This is a genomic window from Marinibacterium sp. SX1 (assembly GCF_050389775.1).
GTDB lineage: Bacteria > Pseudomonadota > Alphaproteobacteria > Rhodobacterales > Rhodobacteraceae > Marinibacterium.
Genome location: NZ_CP177144.1, coordinates 3,777,033 through 3,797,659 on the forward strand (window position 1 = coordinate 3,777,033; position 20,627 = coordinate 3,797,659).

19 protein-coding genes and 3 tRNA genes are annotated in these 20,627 nt (G+C 62.0%); 10 read left to right on the forward strand and 12 right to left on the reverse strand.

The window, feature by feature from the left end; all coding sequences use genetic code 11:
- Positions 1-221: 221 nt before the first annotated feature.
- Positions 222-311: transfer RNA gene (locus tag ACK3BB_RS17015), tRNA-Ser, on the reverse strand.
- Positions 312-568: 257 nt separating this feature from the next.
- On the opposite strand from ACK3BB_RS17015, the gene ACK3BB_RS17020 reads away from it, so the two are divergent.
- From ACK3BB_RS17020 to ACK3BB_RS17050, 7 genes are read left to right on the forward strand one after another with little or no spacing between them, the layout of a single operon-like run.
- Positions 569-1,465 (forward strand): SPOR domain-containing protein, encoded by an 897-nt coding sequence (locus ACK3BB_RS17020; protein ID WP_428925833.1) that lies wholly within the window; start codon positions 569-571, stop codon positions 1,463-1,465.
- Positions 1,466-1,480: 15 nt separating this feature from the next.
- The gene (locus tag ACK3BB_RS17025; protein ID WP_428925834.1) at positions 1,481-2,638 is read left to right on the forward strand and encodes a D-alanyl-D-alanine carboxypeptidase family protein; all 1,158 of its coding nucleotides are present in this window, start codon (positions 1,481-1,483) and stop codon (positions 2,636-2,638) included.
- The gene (tmk, locus tag ACK3BB_RS17030; protein ID WP_428925835.1) at positions 2,611-3,273 is read left to right on the forward strand and encodes a dTMP kinase; all 663 of its coding nucleotides are present in this window, start codon (positions 2,611-2,613) and stop codon (positions 3,271-3,273) included. The genes ACK3BB_RS17025 and tmk overlap by 28 nt, the downstream gene beginning before the upstream one ends.
- Positions 3,270-4,388 carry a DNA polymerase III subunit delta' gene (locus tag ACK3BB_RS17035; protein WP_428925836.1) on the forward strand — a complete coding sequence of 373 codons (1,119 nt, stop codon included), beginning with the start codon at positions 3,270-3,272 and terminating at the stop codon, positions 4,386-4,388. Before tmk ends, ACK3BB_RS17035 begins: the two co-directional genes overlap by 4 nt.
- Before the next feature lie 21 nt (positions 4,389-4,409).
- Entirely contained in the window at positions 4,410-5,216 is an 807-nt protein-coding gene (locus tag ACK3BB_RS17040; RefSeq protein WP_428925837.1) for a TatD family hydrolase, read from the forward strand.
- Complete coding sequence (locus tag ACK3BB_RS17045) at positions 5,216-6,019, forward strand: MBL fold metallo-hydrolase (protein ID WP_428925838.1); 804 nt, start codon at positions 5,216-5,218, stop codon at positions 6,017-6,019. The genes ACK3BB_RS17040 and ACK3BB_RS17045 overlap by 1 nt, the downstream gene beginning before the upstream one ends.
- Before the next feature lie 24 nt (positions 6,020-6,043).
- Complete coding sequence (locus ACK3BB_RS17050) at positions 6,044-6,976, forward strand: AEC family transporter (protein WP_428925839.1); 933 nt, start codon at positions 6,044-6,046, stop codon at positions 6,974-6,976.
- Between the two features lie 229 nt (positions 6,977-7,205).
- Here ACK3BB_RS17050 and ACK3BB_RS17055 read toward each other — a convergent pair whose 3' ends face one another.
- The 7 genes from ACK3BB_RS17055 to ACK3BB_RS17085 are packed head-to-tail and all read right to left on the reverse strand — an operon-like array spanning position 7,206 to position 12,118.
- Complete coding sequence (locus ACK3BB_RS17055) at positions 7,206-7,520, reverse strand: hypothetical protein (protein WP_428925840.1); 315 nt, start codon at positions 7,518-7,520, stop codon at positions 7,206-7,208.
- A 22-nt stretch (positions 7,521-7,542) separates the two neighbouring features.
- Positions 7,543-7,929, reverse strand: coding sequence for a response regulator (locus ACK3BB_RS17060; RefSeq protein ID WP_428925841.1), 387 nt, complete (start codon positions 7,927-7,929; stop codon positions 7,543-7,545).
- Between the two features lie 32 nt (positions 7,930-7,961).
- A complete protein-coding gene (locus ACK3BB_RS17065) occupies positions 7,962-8,825 on the reverse strand; it encodes a CheR family methyltransferase (RefSeq protein ID WP_428925842.1) in 864 nt (287 codons plus the stop codon).
- Positions 8,825-9,289, reverse strand: a complete 465-nt coding sequence (locus ACK3BB_RS17070) for a chemotaxis protein CheW (RefSeq protein ID WP_428925843.1) — start codon at positions 9,287-9,289, stop codon at positions 8,825-8,827. The genes ACK3BB_RS17065 and ACK3BB_RS17070 overlap by 1 nt, the downstream gene beginning before the upstream one ends.
- A gap of 2 nt (positions 9,290-9,291) precedes the next feature.
- Complete coding sequence (locus ACK3BB_RS17075; RefSeq protein WP_428925844.1) at positions 9,292-11,451, reverse strand: chemotaxis protein CheA; 2,160 nt, start codon at positions 11,449-11,451, stop codon at positions 9,292-9,294.
- The gene (locus ACK3BB_RS17080) at positions 11,448-11,828 is read right to left on the reverse strand and encodes a response regulator (protein WP_428925845.1); all 381 of its coding nucleotides are present in this window, start codon (positions 11,826-11,828) and stop codon (positions 11,448-11,450) included. Before ACK3BB_RS17080 ends, ACK3BB_RS17075 begins: the two co-directional genes overlap by 4 nt.
- Entirely contained in the window at positions 11,825-12,118 is a 294-nt protein-coding gene (locus ACK3BB_RS17085) for an STAS domain-containing protein (RefSeq protein WP_428925846.1), read from the reverse strand. The genes ACK3BB_RS17080 and ACK3BB_RS17085 overlap by 4 nt, the downstream gene beginning before the upstream one ends.
- 433 nt (positions 12,119-12,551) lie before the next feature.
- On the opposite strand from ACK3BB_RS17085, the gene ACK3BB_RS17090 reads away from it, so the two are divergent.
- From ACK3BB_RS17090 to ACK3BB_RS17100, 3 genes are all read left to right on the forward strand, one after another.
- Complete coding sequence (locus ACK3BB_RS17090; RefSeq protein ID WP_428925847.1) at positions 12,552-13,547, forward strand: CheB methylesterase domain-containing protein; 996 nt, start codon at positions 12,552-12,554, stop codon at positions 13,545-13,547.
- Positions 13,544-14,083, forward strand: coding sequence for a chemotaxis protein CheD (locus tag ACK3BB_RS17095; protein WP_428925848.1), 540 nt, complete (start codon positions 13,544-13,546; stop codon positions 14,081-14,083). The genes ACK3BB_RS17090 and ACK3BB_RS17095 overlap by 4 nt, the downstream gene beginning before the upstream one ends.
- A gap of 117 nt (positions 14,084-14,200) precedes the next feature.
- Entirely contained in the window at positions 14,201-16,249 is a 2,049-nt protein-coding gene (locus tag ACK3BB_RS17100; RefSeq protein WP_428925849.1) for a methyl-accepting chemotaxis protein, read from the forward strand.
- Positions 16,250-16,316: 67 nt separating this feature from the next.
- Here the strand turns inward: ACK3BB_RS17100 and ACK3BB_RS17105 are convergent.
- The 4 genes from ACK3BB_RS17105 to lon all read right to left on the reverse strand — a co-directional run bounded on the left by ACK3BB_RS17105 (position 16,317) and on the right by lon (position 20,133).
- Positions 16,317-16,391: transfer RNA gene (locus tag ACK3BB_RS17105), tRNA-Val, on the reverse strand.
- A 502-nt stretch (positions 16,392-16,893) separates the two neighbouring features.
- Positions 16,894-16,968, reverse strand: a tRNA-Val gene (locus ACK3BB_RS17110).
- 13 nt (positions 16,969-16,981) lie between these two features.
- The gene (locus ACK3BB_RS17115; RefSeq protein WP_428925850.1) at positions 16,982-17,548 is read right to left on the reverse strand and encodes an HU family DNA-binding protein; all 567 of its coding nucleotides are present in this window, start codon (positions 17,546-17,548) and stop codon (positions 16,982-16,984) included.
- A 170-nt stretch (positions 17,549-17,718) separates the two neighbouring features.
- Complete coding sequence (gene lon / locus ACK3BB_RS17120) at positions 17,719-20,133, reverse strand: endopeptidase La (protein WP_428925851.1); 2,415 nt, start codon at positions 20,131-20,133, stop codon at positions 17,719-17,721.
- Between the last annotated feature and the right edge of the window lie 494 nt (positions 20,134-20,627).

Sequence of the window (20,627 nt, forward strand, 5' to 3'; positions counted from 1 at the left end):
ACCGGGACATTCTGACCCTGCGGCCAAGACACACCGGAAACCGGGCGCTGCGCGGGGCCTAATTGTGAAAATTTCGTGGCGTTCGGATTGGGGGCCGCTTGCCCGTCGCACGCCGGCACCCGTTTGCGCCATCAAACCGGGCGCGGGGATGGTCTCTGCACACCCGTTTGCCCACAAAAAAGGCCCCGCGAGGGGCCTGTTTTCGGTGTGCAGGGGCTGCGTGGCGGGGAGACAGGGATTCGAACCCTGGGGACGCTCTCACGCCCAACGGTTTTCAAGACCGCCGCATTCGACCACTCTGCCACCTCCCCGGTCCCTGCCGTTTATCGCCGAAGCCCGTCGCAGGCAAGGCATCGCGCGCCGTTCCTGCACCCCGTCCCCTTCCCCGCAAAACGCCCCGAACCGGCAGGGCCGCCACAGGCCGGTCGGCAAAAACGCCACCCCGATTCGCTGAAGCCTTTTCAGACCGGCCCATCACATGTATCCTTGACCGCAAACATCCGACCCGGGCGATACGATCCGGGCGGAAGGGCAGAGCGCATCCGCGCCGACACGGGCAAGGGCAGACATGATGACATTCACCACCAAAACCGCGGGCGTGGTTCGCGTTCTCGTTCTGGGCGCGGCCGGTCTGGGCCTCGCCGGTTGCTCGGAATTCCCGAGCCTCAACCGCCTCACCGACCCGGCCAAGGCCGGCGCGGGCGAGGACACCGTATCGGAAACCAAGCTGGTCGAACGCGATGTCGAGGCCCCCGAGGTCTTTGACGTCACCGAGGCCGGGCTCTGGGACGGGCGGCCGTCGCTGGGCGGGGTCTGGGTCGCGCATCCGGATGTCGAGGAACCGGAACGGGTGATCATCCGCAACACGGCCAACGGCAAGTTCGTCATCGGTGCGCTGTTCCGCCGCGAACGCGACATCCCCGGCCCGCGCCTGCAGGCCTCGTCGGATGCAGCCGCCGCCCTGGGCATGCTGGCCGGCGCGCCGGTCGACCTGAACGTCACCGCCCTGCGCCGCGAAGAGGGGCCGGCCGATCCCGCCACGCCCGCCGAGCCCGAGCTGAACGCCGCCGCCGATGTCGAGGAAACCGCCCTGGCCCCGGTGGCCGGAGCCCAGGCCGCAATCGACGCGAGCGAAGACACGCCCACGATCGCGCCCCAGTCGCAAACCCCCGAAACCGTGATCAAGACCGCGGCTGCTGCCCCAGCGACCACAACATCTTCCGCTTCGAAGCTGGCCAAACCCTATATCCAGATCGGCATCTTCTCTGTTGAGGCCAATGCCAATCGTGCCGCCGACATGATGCGCACCGATGGCATGGTGCCCACGGTTTACAAACAGGAAGCGAACGGCAAAACCTTCTGGCGAGTCGTGATCGGCCCGTCCAACACCCGGTCCGAGCAAACGGCGCTGCTGAAGCAGATCAAGAACACCGGGTTCACGGATGCCTATGCCGTGACCAAGTAACGAAAGGACCTCGCCTTGCGTCTTCTCACGGTTCTGGCTTTCTGCCTGTCCTGTCTGGCCGCCCTGCCCGCCCTGGCCTTCGACACATCCGCCCGCGCGGCCTATGTGCTGGACCAGACCACCGGGACCGTGCTCTTGTCCAAGAACGCCAGCGAACCGCTGCCGCCGGCGTCGATGTCCAAGCTGATGACGCTTTACGTGGCCTTCGAAGCCATCCGTGACGGTCGCCTGTCGCTCGACGAACGCCTGCCCGTTTCCTCGCATGCCATGAGCTACAAGGGCTCGACCATGTTCCTGGACACCACCGACCGGGTGCGTGTCGAGGACCTGCTTCGCGGGATCATCGTGCTGTCGGGCAACGATGCCTGCGTCGTGCTGGCCGAGGCGCTCAGCCCCGATGGGACCGAGGCAGGCTTTGCCCGGTTCATGACCACCCGGGCGCGCCAGCTGGGCATGGAAAGCTCGACCTTCATGAATTCCAACGGCTGGCCCCAGGCCGGCCACATGATGTCGGTCAAGGACCTGGCGATCCTGGCCCAGCACATCATCGAGGATTTCCCCGAATTCTACCCGATGTTCGCCGAAACCGAATTTGCCTTTGACGGCCGCGCGCCGCAGAACGTGCGCAACCGAAACCCGCTGCTGTCGCTGCAGATCGGCGCCGACGGGCTCAAGACCGGCCACACCCAGGAAGCGGGCTACGGGCTGGTCGGCTCGGCCCGCCAGGGCGATCGCCGGGTGATCTTCGTGATCACCGGGCTGGATACCGAACGCGCCCGCGCCGAAGAGGCCGAGGCCATCGTCAACTGGTCCTTCCGCCACTTTGCCGAAAAGACCATCGCCAAAGAGGGCGTGCCCGTGGCCCGGGCCGAGGTCTGGATGGGCCGCGAACCGTCGGTCGGGCTGGTGCCCGAGGCCGATTGGGACGTGCTGCTGCCGATCCTACAATCGGGCGAGCTGGACGGCGAAGTTGTCTATGTCGGCCCCGTCGACGCCCCCGTCCGCAAGGGCCAGCCGCTGGGCGAGCTGGTCGTCCGGCCCGAGGGCCTTCCCGAAATGACCCTGCCGCTGGTGGCCGATGGTGACGTGCCGGCCGGCGGGTTCCTCGTGCGTGTCACCGCGGCCGCAAATGCGTTGATCAAGAAATGGCTCAGCCCGGACGCCGCGACCTGAACCGTCGCGGATTATTCGTCACATTCGAAGGCATCGACGGCTCGGGCAAATCGACCCAGGCCCGGCGCCTGGCCGCTGATCTGCGCGACCAGGGCCGCGAGGTCGTGCTGACCCGCGAACCCGGCGGCTCGCCCGGGGCCGAGGAAATCCGGTCGCTCGTGCTCGAAGGTGACCCCGACCGCTGGTCGGCCGAGACCGAGATCCTGCTGTTCACCGCCGCCCGGCGCGACCACATGGAACGCACGATCTGGCCGGCGCTGCGGGCGGGCAAGGTCGTGATCTGCGACCGCTTCGCCGACAGCACGCGGATGTACCAGGGCCTGTCGCGCGGCCAGCTGCGGCCCGTCGTAGACGACCTGCACAAGCTGATGATCGCCGACGAGCCCGACCTGACCCTGCTGATCGACATGGACCCGACAACCGGGCTGGCCCGGGCCAAGGGCCGGCAGGGCCACGAGGAACGGTTCGAGGATTTCGGGCTGGACCTGCAGGCCCGGATGCGCGAAGGCTTCCTGGACCTCGCCGCCGAATTTCCCGCCCGTTTCCGCGTGATCGACGGCAACCGGGCGGAAGACGAGGTCGCCGCCGACATTCGCCACCTGATCGCACCGGAGCTGGCCTCGGACCTGACATGAGCGACGACGACCTGCCCGCGCCCGACCAGGCCCCGGGCGCGCCCCACCCGCGCGAAACCGCGCAATTGTTCGGCCAGGAGCGGGCCGAACAGGATTTCCTGTCGGCCTTCAACACCGGGCGGATGCATCACGGCTGGCTGCTGACCGGGCCCGAGGGTGTCGGCAAGGCCACCCTGGCCTGGCGGATCGCGCGCTTCCTGCTGGCCACGCCGCCGGTCCAGGATGACGGGCTGTTCGGCGCGCCGCCGCCGCCGGCAAGCCTCGACATCGATGCCGATCATCCCGTTGCGCGGCGGATGCTGGCCGGGGCCGATCCCGGGCTGGCCTGTGTCACGCGCAGCGCAAATGACCAGGGGCGCCTGCGCGACCAGATCGTCGTCGACGACATCCGCAAGCTGACACGGTTCTTCGGCCTGTCCGCTGCCGATGGCGGGCGGCGCGTGGTCATTGTCGATGCGGCCGACGAAATGAACGTCTCGGCGGCCAATGCGCTGCTGAAGATGCTCGAAGAGCCGCCCGCGCGCACCACGATCCTGCTGATCGCCCATCAGCCCACCCGGCTTTTGCCCACGATCCGCTCGCGCTGCCGCACCCTGCGCCTGACCCCGCTGTCGCCGCCGCAGATGACACAGGCGCTGGAACAGGCGGGCGCCGAACTGCCCGAGGATACAGCCGCGCTTTCTGCCCTGGCCGCCGGGTCGGTCGGGGCCGCCCTGCGCCTGCTCGCGCTCGACGGGCTGGGTCAATATGGCCGGCTGGTCGCCTTGCTGGGCACCCTGCCCCGACTTGACCGCCAGGCCGCGCTGGCCCTGGCCGAAAGCGCCTCGGGGCGCGGCGCGGCCGACAGTTTCGACCAGTTGCTGACCCTCATCGACATCCTGCTGACCCGGCTGGCCCGAACCGGGGCGACCGGGCAGCCCCCCGCGCCCGAAGCGGCGCGCGGCGAGGCGCAGGTGCTGGGCCGCCTTGCGCCCGATCCGCACAAAGCGCGCGCCTGGGCGGCATTGGCCGCAACCGTCAGCGCCCGCAGCCGGCACGGACAGGCGGTCAACCTTGACCCCGCCGCGCTGGTGCTGGATACCGTCTTCAAGATTCAAGACACTGCCGCGGGCTGAGCCCGCCCCACGAGCTTTCCCATGACCGACGCGCCTGTGATCACCGACAGCCATTGCCATCTCGATTTTCCGGATTTCGATGAAGACCTGCCGCAGATCCTGTCCCGCGCGCGCGAGGCGGGCGTGCATCGCATGGTCACGATCTGCACGCGGCTGAAGAACGAACCGAAGGTGCGCGCCCTGGCCGAGGCCCACGCGCCCGTCTTCTACGCCGCCGGCACCCACCCGATGTCCGCCGCCGAAGAGCCGCTGGCCCGTGTCGACGAGTTGATCGCCCTGGCCCGTCACCCCAAGTTCGTGGGCATCGGGGAAACCGGGCTGGATTACCATTACACCGCCGAAAGCGCCGAGGTGCAGCAGCAATCCCTGCGCATCCATATCGCGGCCGCCCGCGAGACCGGCCTGCCGCTGATCATCCATTCGCGCGCCGCCGATGATGACATGGCCCGCATCCTGGCCGAGGAATATCGCGCCGGCGCCTATACCTGCGTGATGCATTGCTTTTCCTCGGGTGCCGATCTGGCCCGGGCCGCGCTCGACCTGGGTTTCTACCTGTCGATGTCCGGCATCGCGGCCTTCCCCAAGAGCCAGGAACTGCGCGACATCTTTGCCGCCGCCCCGGTCGATCGCATCCTTGTCGAGACCGACGCGCCCTATCTCGCCCCGCCCCCGCATCGCGGCAAACGCAATGAACCGGCCTATTCGGCCCTGACCGCACGAAAGGGCGCCGAGGTATTCGGCATGGATTACCACGACTTCGCCGCCCAGCTCGAAGCCAATTTCGAGCGCCTCTTTGCCAAGGCCGCAGATTTCAGGGCGGCCGCCTGATGGATCAATTCCGCTTCACGATCCTTGGCTGCGGCTCTTCGGGCGGCGTGCCCCGCCTGGGCGGGATCTGGGGCGAATGTGATCCGGGCAACCCGCGCAACGCGCGGCGCCGCTGTTCGCTGCTGGTCGAACGCGATGGGCCGGGCGGCACGACCAGCGTGCTCGTCGATACTTCGCCCGACCTGCGCAGCCAGTTGCTGGACACCGGGACCGGCCGGCTGGATGCAGTGGTCTATACCCATGCCCATGCCGACCATGTGCATGGCATCGACGATCTGCGCATGATCGTCTTCAACATGCGCGCGCGCCTGCCCGTCTGGGCCGATGGCGCCACCCAGAACGACCTCTTGTCGCGCTTCGGCTATGCCTTTGCCCAACCCGCGGGCTCGCCCTATCCGCCGATCCTCGACCTCAACACGATCAACGGGCCTTTCGACATCGACGGTCCCGGCGGGCCGATCCCGTTCCAGCCGTTCCGTGTCGGCCATGGCTCGATCGAAGCGCTGGGGTTCCGTATCGGTGGCCTGGCCTACCTGCCTGACGTGGTCGAGATCTACGATGCGGCCTGGCCCTTCCTCGACGACCTGGATGTCTGGATCGTCGACGCCCTGCGCCGCGATCCCCATCCGACACATGCCCACCTGGCGATGACGCTCGGCTGGATCGAACGTGCCGCCCCGGCGCGGGCCATCCTGACCAACCTCCACGTGGACATGGATTACGCCGCCGTCGAAGCCGAGACGCCGGAGCATGTCACCCCGGCCCATGACGGCCTTGTTCTCAGCCTGCCCGTCCATGGCTGACGGCCAACCAGAATTCGAGCATCCATGCTCCAGACATTGATAGAAGTCATCCTGCCGGTCTTCCTCGTGATCGGCTCGGGCTACCTGCTGACGCGCGTCGGGTACATGAACCAGACGCATATCGACGGCGTGCTGCGGTTCACCCAGGGCTTCGCGGTGCCTTGCCTTCTGTTCAATGCCATCGCTCATATCGATCTCGCCGCCAGCTTTGACCCCCGCCTTCTGGGCAGTTTCTACACCGCCGCCGCCTTGTGTTTCCTCGTCGGCCTCACCGGAGCCCGGTTCATCTTCAAACGCGAATGGGAAGACGCTGTTGCCATCGGGTTCTGCTGCCTCTTTTCAAACTCGGTTCTTCTTGGCCTGCCGATTACGGAAAGGGCCTATGGCCCCGACGCCCTGACCGGCAATTACGCCATCATCGCCTTCCACGCGCCCTTCTGCTATGCGATCGGCATCACGGCGATGGAGGTCATCCGCAACAGCGGCAAGCCGGGCCCCGCTTTCGCCCGATCGATCCTGACGGCAATGTTCAAGAACGCCTTGATCGTTGCGATCCTCCTTGGCTTCCTTGTGAACTTTTCCGGCATCAAATTGCCCGTAGTGGCCGAAGACGCTCTTGGCCTGATCATCCGTGCGGCCCTGCCCGGGGCGCTCTTTGCCTTGGGCGGCGTTCTTGTCCAGTACAAGCCCGAGGGCGATCTGCGTACCATTGCCTTTGTCTGCTCTGTTTCCCTCCTCTTGCATCCCGCTCTTGTCTGGATCTTCGGCTCGATCACCTCGCTCAAGGAAGACCTGTTCCGCTCGGCCGTCCTGAATGCCGCCATGGCGCCCGGGTTCAACGCGTACATCTTCGCGAACATCTACGGCCGGGCAAAACGGGTGGCTGCGTCTTCGGTTCTGCTGGCCACGGGCACCTCGCTGTTCACCGTCTGGATGTGGCTTCTCCTACTCGGGTGATGCAAACGGCGAATTGGATTGGCCTCGCCGTTCTGTCAGATGACGAAGGAAGTTCAGACAAGCTGACCAAGTACTACGAAGGCGTTGCACAGCGTTGAATTTGAACTGACGGTCCTTCGCGAGCCCGGCGTGTCCGTCACAGTAGGTCCGCTCCGCAGCCGCGTGCCACACTGCTGAGACAGATCTATCGCACCAATCCCTGCCCTTGGCTTGATACGCTCATTGATGTTCATCCTGCCTTGTAGAAGGTCAGGCAGGCATCACGAAGATCACGAAGATAAACCCCTTCGCCAACATGTGCTGGCAAGACGCCTGTAGACACATCCTGCTGATCAGCCAGGTTTCCCATCAGAACAACGAGGCAATCCAGAGATTGGCGCAACAAATCCACGTCCTGCAGCGCGGCCTGATGTTCCGTGTCTCCATCGCCGATCTTGACGATCACATCGCCCATAGCCTCATCAACGTTCGCGGCAATCGCCGACAAACGTGCCAATTCGTTGGAAATGTTGCGCAAGGCGACGTCCAGCGGGATCTTGGTCATGTTCGTTTCTCCTGGGCTGGTCTCAAAGCCGTCCAACGACGCGTTCGATGCAGGCTTTCAGCGCTTCCGGTGAAAAAGGCTTCTTGATGTAGTTGTTCATGCCCAGCTTGTTGCCACGCTCCATCAACCCGGAATCCGTCGATCCGGTGATCAGGATGAAGCCGATCCTTTGGGTCGTACGCCCCTTTCGCAGACCTTCAAGCAGGCCAAGACCATCCATCCCGGGCATGTTGTAGTCGGAGATGACCAGGTGCACCGGGCGCGCAGCCAGCTTGCGCAATGCCGATTCACCGTCGACGCAGTAGTCGACATGTTGAATGCCCATCCAGTCCAACGCCTGGAGAATGAGGCCGCGGCTGACCGACATGTCGTCGACGACCATGACGTGAAGTTTGTCTTTGATGCCCATGGGGTCCTCGGTTCACTCTCTCTGATTTCTGATCAGATCTTTTTGTATTGCGTGGTGCCGACCAATTTCAGCTGCGATGCGGCGGGTCCTGAGACGCGTTCGGAATGGCCCACGAACAAAGTGCCATCCGGCGCCAATAGCTTGGCAAACCGGGACCACAACCTGGCTTGAGTATCAGCGTCGAAATAGATCACGACGTTTCTGCAGAAGATGACATCAAACGGCCCTTTCATCGGCCAATCGCCAATCAGGTTGAGCTCCGCGAAGGTGATCAGGTCCCGAAGATGGTCGCGGGCTTGCCAGTTGCCGGTACCATCCGCATCCTTGTTGAAATAGGAGCGCCTCTGAGCTTCCGTGACCTGAGCTTTCTCCAAGTCTCGATAGATCCCGCTCTTGCCCGTGCTGATCATCCGGCTGTCGATATCGGTCGCCAGGATGCGCAGATCGAGGCACCCAGCATCCGGCAATGCATCCAGAACGGTCATCGCGATAGAATATGGCTCCTGACCGCTTGAACACCCAGCCGACCACATCCGAACCCGTTCGCCCTTGCGAGCCCTATCCAGCAACGTCGGAAGTACATCCTCGCTCAATCTTTGGAAGTGATGCGCCTCACGGAAGAAATTGGTGACGTTGGTTGTCAGCAAGCAGACCATTTCCTTCCGTTCAGCCTCGCCCGACCTGCTTTCAAGCAAGTCGCAGTACTGGGTGAAGTCCGAAGCCCCGACCTGCCGCAAACGCTTTGAAAGACGCGAAACAGCAAGACTTTTCTTGCTGTCGGACAGCACGATCCCACATTCCGAATGCAGGATGGCAGCCAGCCGTGCGAAAGCGACGTCATCAATTCCGGCATCCATCGCGGAAAGCCCCGAGGTCATATGGCGACCAATGGACATCAGATCTCGACCGATGCAGCCGGAAGCACGCGCGACAGGTCGAGCTTGCGGATCATTTCGCCGTTGACAATGACAACGCCGGATATGAAAGACTTCACTGTGTCCGCCACGATGTCGGGCACCGGCTGGATGTCTTCCTCCTGCACAGTGATGATGTCCGAAACAACCTCGGCCAAGATGCCGATGGTTTGCGACTGAACGACGGTAATGATGATCACGTGGCGTGGTCCCGGGTCGGTCACACCCAGACCAAGCCGCGCGGACAGATCCACGACAGGCACAACCGAACCGCGCAGATTGATCACGCCTTTCACGTAGGATTGCGCGTGCGGAAGAACCGTTGTCGCCGTCCAGCCACGAATTTCACGGACCGACATGATGTCGAAACAGAAGTCCTGTTCAGCGACCCGAAAGGCCACCACTTCCTGTTCCTGGCGCGTCTTGGGTTCAGCAAGATCAGACATGGTCACCTCAATTGTTGAAAGGAAGGATCGGCCGGGATCGAGGCGTCCCGAACGATGCTGTCAGGGTCGATGATCAGCGCGATCCGGCCATCGCCAAGGATTGTGGCCGCCGCCACGCCGTCGATCCGTCGGTAGTTCGTCTCGAGGCTCTTGATCACGACCTGGCGCTGGTCCTGGATGTTGTCGACAATAAGGGCGCAGCGCCTGTCATTCTCTGTCTCGATAAGCAGTAGCACGTGGTCGGACAGGTCTTCCGGCTCATCGCGGAACTCGAAACACGCTCCGAGATCGACGATTGGAACAAGGGAATCCCGGTTCTTCAAAACACGCCCCTGCGCTCCGATCCGATGGATGGCGACGGTACGAGGTTGCAAGGTTTCCTGAATTGCGGTGATCGGGACCACCATCGTCTGGCCTGCGACGTCGATGACCATGCCTTCCATCACAGCAAGGGTCAGCGGCAGGGAAATTGCAAATGTCGTCCCTTCTCCGGTCGCCGATTGGATTGCAACGCGCCCCCCCAACGCCTGGATCTCAGAGCGTGCGACATCCAGGCCGACACCCCGCCCGGACAATTCCGACACCTCTTGCTTGGACGAGAAGCCAGGCATGAAGAGCAGGTTATCGATTTCATTGGGCGGCAGGTCTGCGTCCTCGGGGACCAACCCTTTCTCCTGTGCGATTTCAAGCACACGAGGCCGATTGATCCCGCCCCCATCATCTGAAACATCAATGACAACACGCCCTGAACGATGGGCGGCAGACAAGATGACCGTTCCTTCGGCCGGTTTTCCCGCGGCAACACGTTTGTCGGTGTCTTCGAGCCCGTGATCCACAGCATTGCGGATCATGTGCGTCAATGGATCGACAAGCCTTTCAATGACTGTCTTGTCGACTTCTGTGTATTCGCCGCGCGTCACGAAGTGCACCCGCTTGCCGGTGGCCGAAGCAGCTTCGCGAACGATCCGCGCCATGCGTTGGAACATCGGCTTCACCGGCTGGGCCCGGATAGCCATTACACCTTCCTGGATTTCCCCCGCCAGCTGCTTGAGGCTTTCCAGTCCAGTTGAGACTTCGTTCTCAGAAGGCAGCTCCAAGCAAGCAATCGATTGCGACAGCATGGCCTCCTTGATCACGAGCTCTCCGACGAGATTGATGAGCTTGTCGACCCTTTCAAGATCGACGCGGATGGTCGCAGCACCGCCCCGGGACTTCTCCTTTGGGGGCTTGGCTGGCTTTGGAATATCCTTGAGGTCTTTCTCTGGCGGCGGCTGGGTGTCCGCGCTTGAATTGTCCGCCCCCGACAGCTCGTCTGAAGGTTCAGAATCTTCAGACGGTGCGGTCGGGGGCGGAGGAAAAGGCGCGGCGTCCTCTTCTTCGAGAGCCGGCAGGCTGTACGGTTCGGCCCCTTCTTCCGCCTCGATCGGGTGAATGGAGATATCGCAACAATCCTCGACGAACTCGAAGACCTCTTCGAGGCTCACTTCATCTGTGTCGGTTTCGATCCGCAGGACCCAGCTCAGGACGCAACCCGTCGGATCAAGGCTCTCCAGAGCCGGCAGCTCGGCAAGGTCACAGGTGACGTCAAGCGCCCCCAACTTCTCGAGCGAACGAAACAGCAGCAAGGGCTCATTGCCCGACGCGAACAGTGCAGAATGAGGCTTGAAATGTACCTCAAACCCGGCCGGCAATGGAGGCGCGCTGAGGTCGAGCATGCCCAGGTCCAAGGTCTGCGGTTCGAACTCGGGCAGTTCTTCCTCTTCCGAAGGGTCGTGCCCAATGACTTCGTTCAGCTTCTCGCCCAGCGCATCGCTGGTTTCCTTGGAGACTTCGTCATCATCCCTTGCGGCACTGACCAGGTCCGACAGATGGTCACCACAATGCTTGAACAGCTCAAGCACCTGATAATCGGCCTCGATCTCGCCGGACCGAACCTTCTCCAGAGCTGTTTCAAAATGGTGGGCAAAGGCCACCAAGTCATCCAGGCCGAAGGCTCCGGCGCCCCCCTTAATCGAATGGACCGCACGAAACACCGCGTGGATGGTCTCGGAATCATGTGTTTCGTTGGCAATCTGGTCAAAGCCATCATGCATGGCTTCGAGAAGCTCTTCGCATTCCTCGAAAAATGAATCGCGAAAATCGTCTGCGCTTCCGCCTTTCATCCGTTGCCTCCAGAGATAGCCACGCGTTCGATCGCCCAGATGAGCTTTTCCTCGTCGAACGGTTTCACAATCCACCCTGTTGCCCCGGCGGCACGGGCCCGTGCCTTCAACTCAGGCGCGCTTTCAGTGGTCAGAACAAGAATGGGGACCAGGCGGTCGACATGCAGACGGCGCAGTGCTTCGATGAACCCGAGCCCGTCCAACCGCGGCATGTTGACGTCGGTGATCACGACATCTGGTCCGAAACTCTCGTAGTGACGCAGGCCGTCTTCCCCATCCTCGGCCAAATCGACCTGGAAACCGGCCCGGGTCAGGGCGGCGTCGAGGAGGTTCCGCATGGTGCGGGAATCGTCGACCGCTAGGACGCGCAAACTCATGTGGGCTCTCCCATATCCTCAGAGGTGATGCCGATCTGATCCGGTGTAACGCCAAGCAAACGGCAGGCCTCCAACATCTCGGCACTCGGTGCAGCCACAGCAAAGTCCTGGCCGTCCTGCTGCCATTGCTGGCGGGCTGCCAACAGCGTCTGCATCACAAGGGTCCCACAGAAAGTCACGCCACTTGCATCCAACGTCATGGGCGATCCCATGGCGGCAATCAGATCCGTTGTCAGGCTACTGGCCGCGGTGCTGTCGAGGCGTTGCCCGAGCGTCAAAGTCCCGCTCATTTCCCCTGTCCCCTTGTCCTGTGAACTCGGCAGGCCGGCAGTGCCGCACCCTCGATAGACGGGATCAGAACCTTGCCTGTGTCTTGCACGGCCGGCCAACGGTTCCGCCAGCGGCAAGGCCCGCATGCCGTTCCGCCTTGCGCGCAATCCCTCAGCCTCAAGCTGTACGATGTCATGAAAGCTCCTGCGTCCGGTCCCGTGGATGGGCTCGACCTCGATCGTCAGATCACTCTCGAATCCCGTGATGCCCCTATCGCTACCCGGAAGCGCTGAAGCGAAGGTTAATCCCCAAGAGAAGCCGCGCGCCAAACCCCAAAAAGTTTAAGCGCCCTGCAAGCGGGAACCTGGAAGAAACTGAGGCTTCCTTAACCTTTGCCGCTTATCGAACGGGAACGGCAGCGATTTGCCGGGCCGAACGGAGAGGAGACAAGACATGAGTCTGGCTGCGCCAATGACCGCGACCCTCCTGCTCATCGATCCGTCCGCCATCCGGTCACGCCGCCTGATCAAGGCCGTGGCACGTGATCCTCGCTTCACCCTGATGGCACATTGCAAGACCTTCGCGGACGCCTACAATCTCACTGAGAGCCGTAAACCGGCAGTCGTCGCAATTGCGGCGGAGCTGGTCTCCAACCGCGGTTTCCCGATGTACAATGCTCTCCTCGATGCGTTGGACAGCACAAGTGTCATCATGTGCACGACCAATGCGGACACGGCGCGTTTTAGAACACTTGGCCAGACATTCGAACTCCCCGATTCCTCGCGCATCGAAGCGATGCTCGACGATCTCGCCGCAAGATCGGCGCGCTTTGGATTTCAACAGGTTGGAAAGCGCAACACAGCCAATTCACGGCTGGCCGTGATCGGCGCGTCCACCGGCGGGGTCGAAGCTCTGACAGCCGTGTTGTCCCACTTTCCTGCGGATTGCCCGCCAACACTCGTAGTTCAGCATATCGGCCACGACTTCGTAAGTGGATTTGCCCGAAGGCTCGACCGGCTGTGCGCCGCGAAGGTCGTCGAAGCAAGCGACGGAGCCCGGATCGAGCCCGGACATGTCTATGTTGCTCCCGGGTTGCCGGCACATCTCACCTTGTCAACGACCGGGTTGAGCTGTCAGCTCGACCCTGCGCCATCACAATCGGGCCATCGACCGTCCGTGGACGCATTGTTCAATTCGGTTGAAAGACTCGGGGACAGGGTTGTTGCTGCTCTCTTGACCGGTATGGGTCAAGACGGCGCAAAAGGCCTGCTTCGTATTCGCAATGCAGGTGGCCACACCATCGCGCAGGATCGCGACACATGTGTCGTTTACGGCATGCCGCGTGTGGCCCAGGACATCGGCGCAGTGATCCAACAACTCCCACTCAACCGCATCGGCCCAGCGCTTATCGAAGCAGCCGGTCTGCCGGAGAAAGGACGTGTCACATGACCATCCCGCCACGTGAAGAACTCGTCCATGTGATCCAAGGCCAATTCAGACTTGCGGAAAAGCCCAACCAGGTCCTTTCGACTCTACTGGGCTCTTGTGTCGCGGCCTGCATGCGGGACCCGGTTCTGGGCATCGGCGGGATGAATCATTTCCTTCTGCCCGGCAATGATCCGAACTCGACCAACAACGTGAAATACGGCGCGCATTCCATGGAACAATTGGTCAATGCTCTGCTTCGCCGGGGCGCGGTGCGAGACCGGTTGGAAGCACAGCTCTTCGGTGGCGCGAATATCGTACAAGGGTTGACCAAGATCGGCGACTCGAACTGTGCATTCGCCCGCCAGTTCATACGTGACGAGGGTTTTCGGTTGGTGGGCGAAGATCTTGGCGGCATTCGCGGCCGAAAAGTCCGCTACAAGCCTGCGACCGGGCAGGTCGTGATCGAACCCATCGACGCCCTGGCTGCTGATACGGCAACCCGGAGCCCAACGCGCAAGGCTCCGGCCGTCAAGTCTGGAGAGGTCGATCTGTTCTGAATTGGCCCGTCATTCATCCAACTCGCATCCGGCATCGCGACATCAAAGCGCGTTCCGTTGTTTCGTGTCGAGAACCGCGACGTCCGCAATCGACGCATTTCCTATGAGGAGACCGCCATGTTTCGCTCCTTGACGATCCGAACAAGACTACTCGCTTTTGTTCTGTGCACGAGCACCCTGTCCCTATTCGCCTTGGCCGCTGTTCTCACCGTCAACATGGCCATCGCTCTGAAGGACCAGCGGACCGCCAATCAAATGTTGCTATCGAACTTGGTCGGCGCGCGGCTTGGTGCCGGAATTGCCGGAGTGCCCGTCGAGCGGCGTTTCGATGCTCAGGGACATCTTGCGTCACTTGTTTGGGATGAAGCATCACCTGCACCTCAAGCGTCGCTTGTCGAAGGCTTCCCCAGTCAGAATTCCGGCCACATTTCCCTCATCCTACCGGACGCCGAAACTTCGCAGTTCCTGCGATACACTGCATTTGATCGAGATCAGCAGACGGTCATCACATCCTCTCCTTTTGACCTTGCCGAACGTGCCGCTCTGCTTGAGGCAGACGGCACAGCGATCCACTCCCAGGCGAAGACCGACAACGAAATCTACAACACCCTGCTGATTCCAATTCTATCGACCTCCGGCGACGTAATCGGCGCCATCGAAACCGCCTTGCCCATGTCGGCCTCACGCCAAGGCATCGCGTACAAGATCGCTCTCGGTGTCGCGGCCGCCCTGCTTCTGACGGCGGGCGTGGCAATCATACTCTTCACCTCACTGCCTGCCCTCCTGCGTCCAATCGAAGACGTGAATGACGCCATTCAACGGATCGCCAATGACAATTTTGGCACCGATGTCCCGCACACCCAAATGCCGGATGCCTTGGGCGCCATTGCGCGCAATGTCGCTTCCTTCAGTGACGCTCTCCAAAAGCACGAAGCCACACATGATCACCGGATGAAAGAACAGGAAGCAACGGCTGGACTGGCGCGAAAACAAGCCGACGTACAGGCAAGGGTAGTGACGGATCTGGGCGACGGCCTGAAGCGCATGGCGTCCGGCGATTTGAGTCGGGCTATCGAGAGCCCCAGCCACGATCCCTTCCCCGCTGAATACGATGATCTGCGGACAAGCTACAACGAGGCACTATTGCATCTTGGTGGGGCTATGAACGACGTTTTGGATGCGGCCGGGAACGTACGCAGCGGCGCCAGTGAGATTGACCAGGCGGCCGGTGACCTTGCCTCACGGGCTGAAACTCAGGCGGCGACTTTGGAAGAATCTGCAGCTGCACTGAACCAATTGTCGGAAAGCGTGCGGCGCACATCAGACCGGGCGGAACAAGCGGAGAGCTCTGGACGAAACACGCGCCAACAGGCCGAGAGCGGTGCCCAGGTCATGCGCGATGCGATCGGTGCAATGCGCCAAATCGAACAGTCCAGCGAAAGCGTCAGCCGGATCATTGGCGTCATCGACGACATCGCGTTTCAGACCAACCTTCTGGCCCTGAATGCGGGCGTGGAAGCCGCCCGTGCAGGAGAAGCCGGCAAAGGCTTTGCCGTTGTTGCTTCCGAGGTCCGCGCATTGGCGCAGCGCGCATCGGAATCTGCACGCGAGATCAAGTCTCTCATCGCCGAGAGCAGCTCTCAGGTTGAGGAGGGCAGCCGGCTCGTGGTCATGACAGGCGAACGGCTCGACGACATCCTGTCGCGCACTCAGGAAATGCAGGACCTGATGTCCGACATCGCCGACGCTGCCCGAGAGCAGGCATCGGGTCTGAACGAGATTTCGGGTGGCGTGAACCAATTGGACGCAGTGACGCAACAGAACGCAGCCATGGCCGAACAAACGAATGCTGCAGCCAGTTCCCTGTCCACCACGTCGGAACAGTTGGTGGCCATCTTGCGAAAGTTCAGAATGCGTGACGGAATTGAGGGATCCGAATCCGCGGTGCCTCAACAAGACTTGCTAGTCCATTCGCCACCGACGCCGGACCCCATCATTGCCCTAGACGATGCGTCGCTCCCTGCCTCCACGGGCAATTGGGCCGCGGATGCTATGCGCGGGTTCGAAGCGGAGCTCGACAGTCCAACCGCAATGGAAGATACCGCATTCGAGGATCGTGAGCACAAGACATCGAGGCAAGCGGCATCAGGCTTCGAGGGGTTTTAAGGCGTGCATGTTGCCTGATGGCATAGCCGCACCTTGCCCATTCGGGAAAACGAAACGCGCCTGTTCATGGTACGGCGGGAGGGATTCGAACCCCCGACCCACTCGGTGTAAACGAGATGCTCTACCACTGAGCTACCGCCGTCCATTTACTCCACACGGCCGCGAAAACGCAAGCAAACCAGAGTGCGACGCTCCTAACATTTTGAAACGACCGAGTGCAAGACACGGCGCGGTCAGACCAACCTTTGGTCCGGAGCCCACACTTCTTCGCGCCTAAGGCTATTGGTTTCTCCAGAGACCTCGGAGTCGCTTGAGATACCGCCACTGTCTCCAAAACGCATCACTACAACATAGGGCGGCATTCACAGGTATTTATGGGGCATCCAGGTACCCGACCAACGAACTCTGCGCTGCTCCGAGACGTGCGAAAGGCGCCCCCCCCAGATGGCGACAAGGTGTTGAGCGGGGTAAATCTCGCTTCCGGTTTTTGCCTTGGTCGCTCGGCGCGAATTAATCAGAGCTGACTGAAGTTTTCGACTCTGTCATCACCCCAGAGGAAACCGTCTTCGCCGCCAGCCCAACGTCATTGGCCGCAAAATGTGACGACAGAAGAAAGCACGGCCGAGACAATTTCAGAGAATGAGTGGTGGGTGATAAGAGATTTGAACTCCTGACATCTTCGATGTGAACGAAGCGCTCTACCACTGAGCTAATCACCCGTGAGGCCGGCTTCTAGCCTGTCTCGCCGGGCTCTGCAAGGGGGTCGTTGCCACCCTCCGTCGCGTCACCTTGTTGGCGCACCTTGCAGACAACCGTTCGGCCTTTTGCCTTGTCCTGGATGCGGTTGATCCGCAGTTTGCCCATGGGCTCCAGGTTCATCCCCCTGCCCTCGGCCAGGGTCTCTCCCAGCACGGCGAGCAGGGCGTTGACCACCGGTTTCACATCGCGGCGCTTGGTCCCGCTGCGCTCGGCAACCCGGTCATACAATTCGTTTCGCTTCAGTTCCGGTGCGGTGACGTCGGGCTGAGTGCTGTGCAGGACAACCGGGTCAGGCGTACCTTCGGTTGCGTCGGCGCCGGGGTTATCATCGGCAAAGCCCGGAACAACCACGCCGTCGGGCGCAACCGCTTCTTCCGCATTGTCAGGCTCAACCGCTTCGCGCGCGCCTTCGGCCCCGCCGACCGGACCTTCGTTCGCGTCCGTGTCCACAGCGTCATCGGGCGCGGGGTCGGTCCGATCGCCCGAGGGATCATGCGTACGGTGGTCGTCGGAAAAGTGGCCCGGCAGGGTGGAAGACATGAAAAACTCCGCTTGGTTGCTTCGTTGCTCAGGGAAAACCTAGCATTCACCCCCCGGGCTGACCAGTTCAGCACGGAAAAAGCCCGCTTTTCCGGGCACCCTTCGTGTCCCGTGCCCAGAAAAAAAGGCGCCCCAAAGGGCGCCTTTTACGCTGCGGAAAGAGATCCGGCTTAATGTGCAGTGGCCGATGACGACGCATCACCACCGGCCTTTGAGGCAGCGGCAGCAGCCGCGGCTTCCTCGGCCGCTTCGTCCCATTCTACCGGCTCGGGCTTGCGCACCAGCGCATGTTCCAGAACCTCGGACACGTGGCTGACCGGAATGATATCCAGCCCCTGTTTCACGTTGTCCGGGATCTCGGGCAGGTCCTTCTCGTTCTCCTGCGGGATCAGCACCGTCTTGATGCCCCCACGCAGGGCCGCGAGCAGTTTCTCCTTGAGCCCGCCAATCGCCAGCGCATTGCCCCGCAGGGTCACCTCGCCGGTCATGGCGATGTCTTTGCGCACGGGGATCTGCGTCAGCACCGACACGATCGAGGTCACCATGGCCAGACCCGCCGACGGACCGTCCTTGGGCGTGGCGCCCTCGGGGACGTGAACGTGGATGTCCCAGCGTTCGAATTGCGGCGGCTTGATGCCCAGCTGCGGCGAAATCGACCGGACATAGCTCGACGCCGCGTCGATCGATTCCTTCATCACGTCGCCAAGCTTGCCCGTCGTCTTCATCCGGCCCTTGCCCGGCAGGCGCAGCGCCTCGATGGACAACAGCTCGCCGCCGACCGACGTATAGGCCAGCCCGGTGACCACACCGACCTGGTCTTCCTTCTCGGCCAGGCCGAACCGGAACTTGGGCACGCCCAGGAAGTCATCGAGATTTTCATCCGTGACCTTCACGGCCTCGGCTTCCTTCTTGATGATCTTGGTCAGCGACTTCCGCGCCACCTTGGCGATTTCGCGTTCCAGGTTCCGCACACCCGCCTCGCGGGTATAGGTGCGGATGATCCCCGTCAGCGCGTCATCCGTCATCTCGAATTCCTTGGCCTTCAGGCCATGGTTCTTGATTTGCTTGGGCGTCAGATGGGTCTTGGCGATCTCGCGCTTCTCGTCCTCGGTGTAGCCAGCCAGCGGAATGATCTCCATCCGGTCCAGCAGCGGTCCGGGCATGTTGTAGGAGTTCGCCGTGGTCAGGAACATCACGTCGCTGAGGTCATATTCGACCTCGAGGTAATGGTCGACGAAGGTGCCGTTCTGTTCGGGATCGAGCACCTCGAGCATGGCCGAGGCCGGGTCGCCCCGGAAATCCTGGCCCATCTTGTCGATTTCGTCGAGCAGGATCAGCGGGTTGGTCGTCTTGGCCTTTTTCAGCGCCTGGATGATCTTGCCGGGCATCGAGCCGATATAGGTCCGCCGGTGACCGCGGATCTCGGATTCGTCACGCACCCCGCCCAGCGAGATACGGATGAATTCGCGCCCGGTGGCCTTGGCGACCGACTTGCCCAGCGAGGTCTTGCCCACGCCCGGAGGGCCGACAAGGCACAGGATCGGCCCCTTCAGCTTCTTCGAGCGTTGCTGCACGGCCAGGTATTCGACAATGCGTTCCTTGACCTTTTCCAGCCCGTAATGATCGGTGTCCAGGATCGCCTCGGCCCGGCCAAGGTCCTTCTTGACCCGGCTCTTGGTGCCCCAGGGGATCGACAGCATCCAGTCGAGATAGTTGCGCACGACCGTCGCCTCGGCCGACATGGGCGACATGTTCTTGAGCTTCTTCAGCTCGGCATCGGCCTTTTCGCGCGCCTCTTTCGACAGCTTGGTTTCGGCGATTTTCGCTTCCAGTTCAGCGACTTCATTCGAACCGTCCTCGCCGTCGCCCAGCTCTTTCTGAATGGCCTTCATCTGCTCATTCAGGTAATATTCGCGCTGGGTCTTCTCCATCTGCGACTTGACGCGGGTCTTGATCTTTTTCTCGACCTGCAGGACCGACAATTCGCCCTGCATCAGGCCATAGACCTTTTCCAGCCGCTCCGAGACGGACAGCGTTTCCAGCAGGTCCTGCTTCTGGTCGACCTCGATGCCCAGGTGTCCGGCCACCAGGTCGGCCAGGCGGGCGGGTTCGGTCGTGTCACCGACGGCGGCCAGCGCCTCTTCGGGGATGTTCTTGCGCACCTTGGCATAACGTTCGAACTCGTCACCCACGGTGCGCAGCAGCGCGGCCGTGGCGGCGGGATCGCCCGGCATCTCGGTCAGGTACTCGGCCTTGGCCTCGAAGTAATCGTCATTTTCGAGGAAATCGGTGATGCGCACCCGCGCCTGCCCTTCGACCAGCACCTTGACGGTGCCATCGGGCAGTTTCAGCAGTTGCAGCACGTTGGCCAGCACACCGGCCCGGTAGATGCCATCATGCGTCGGCTCGTCGATGGACGGGTCGATCTGGCTGGACAGCAGGATCTGCTTGTCATCGGCCATCACCTCTTCGAGGGCACGCACGGATTTCTCGCGGCCGACAAAGAGCGGCACGATCATGTGGGGAAAGACCACGATGTCGCGCAGCGGAAGGACCGGATAGGAAGCGTTGATGGGCTCTTTCATGCTCTGTCCTTATCATTGGCAAGACGGCACTGGTCCCGTTGAGGCAACCCTCGGCCATCTCCTGTCATGGATGCTGAAGGTGGGGCTTTGCCGGCCCGCTTTCAACTGGAAAAGGCCTTTGCAGGCCAGTTTGCCCATACGGAAGCACGAGGGCAAGGGCGCAATATCTCGATGGTTTCCACCCCGTGACGCAAAATGTGACACAAATTGCGTCAAATCCGCCGGCATGGCGGATCACTCTGGCCGATGGGGGGAATCGCCCCGTTCACGGGCGATTGATCGGCAGACGGGCGGCGCCCCCTGCCCCACGGGCGATCCGGGCCGGCGCCGGCGAGAGGCCCGATGATGGACAATCGCCGGAACCAAAGCCGGCCGTGGCGGGAACGGAAACGCGATGGGCGGTAAAATGCTGTCTTTTGCCGGTCCGCCCCATCCATGCTTTGCCCTGCGCCGTCCTGGCCCTAGCTTTGCCGCAGGGATGCAGAGTGGCAGAG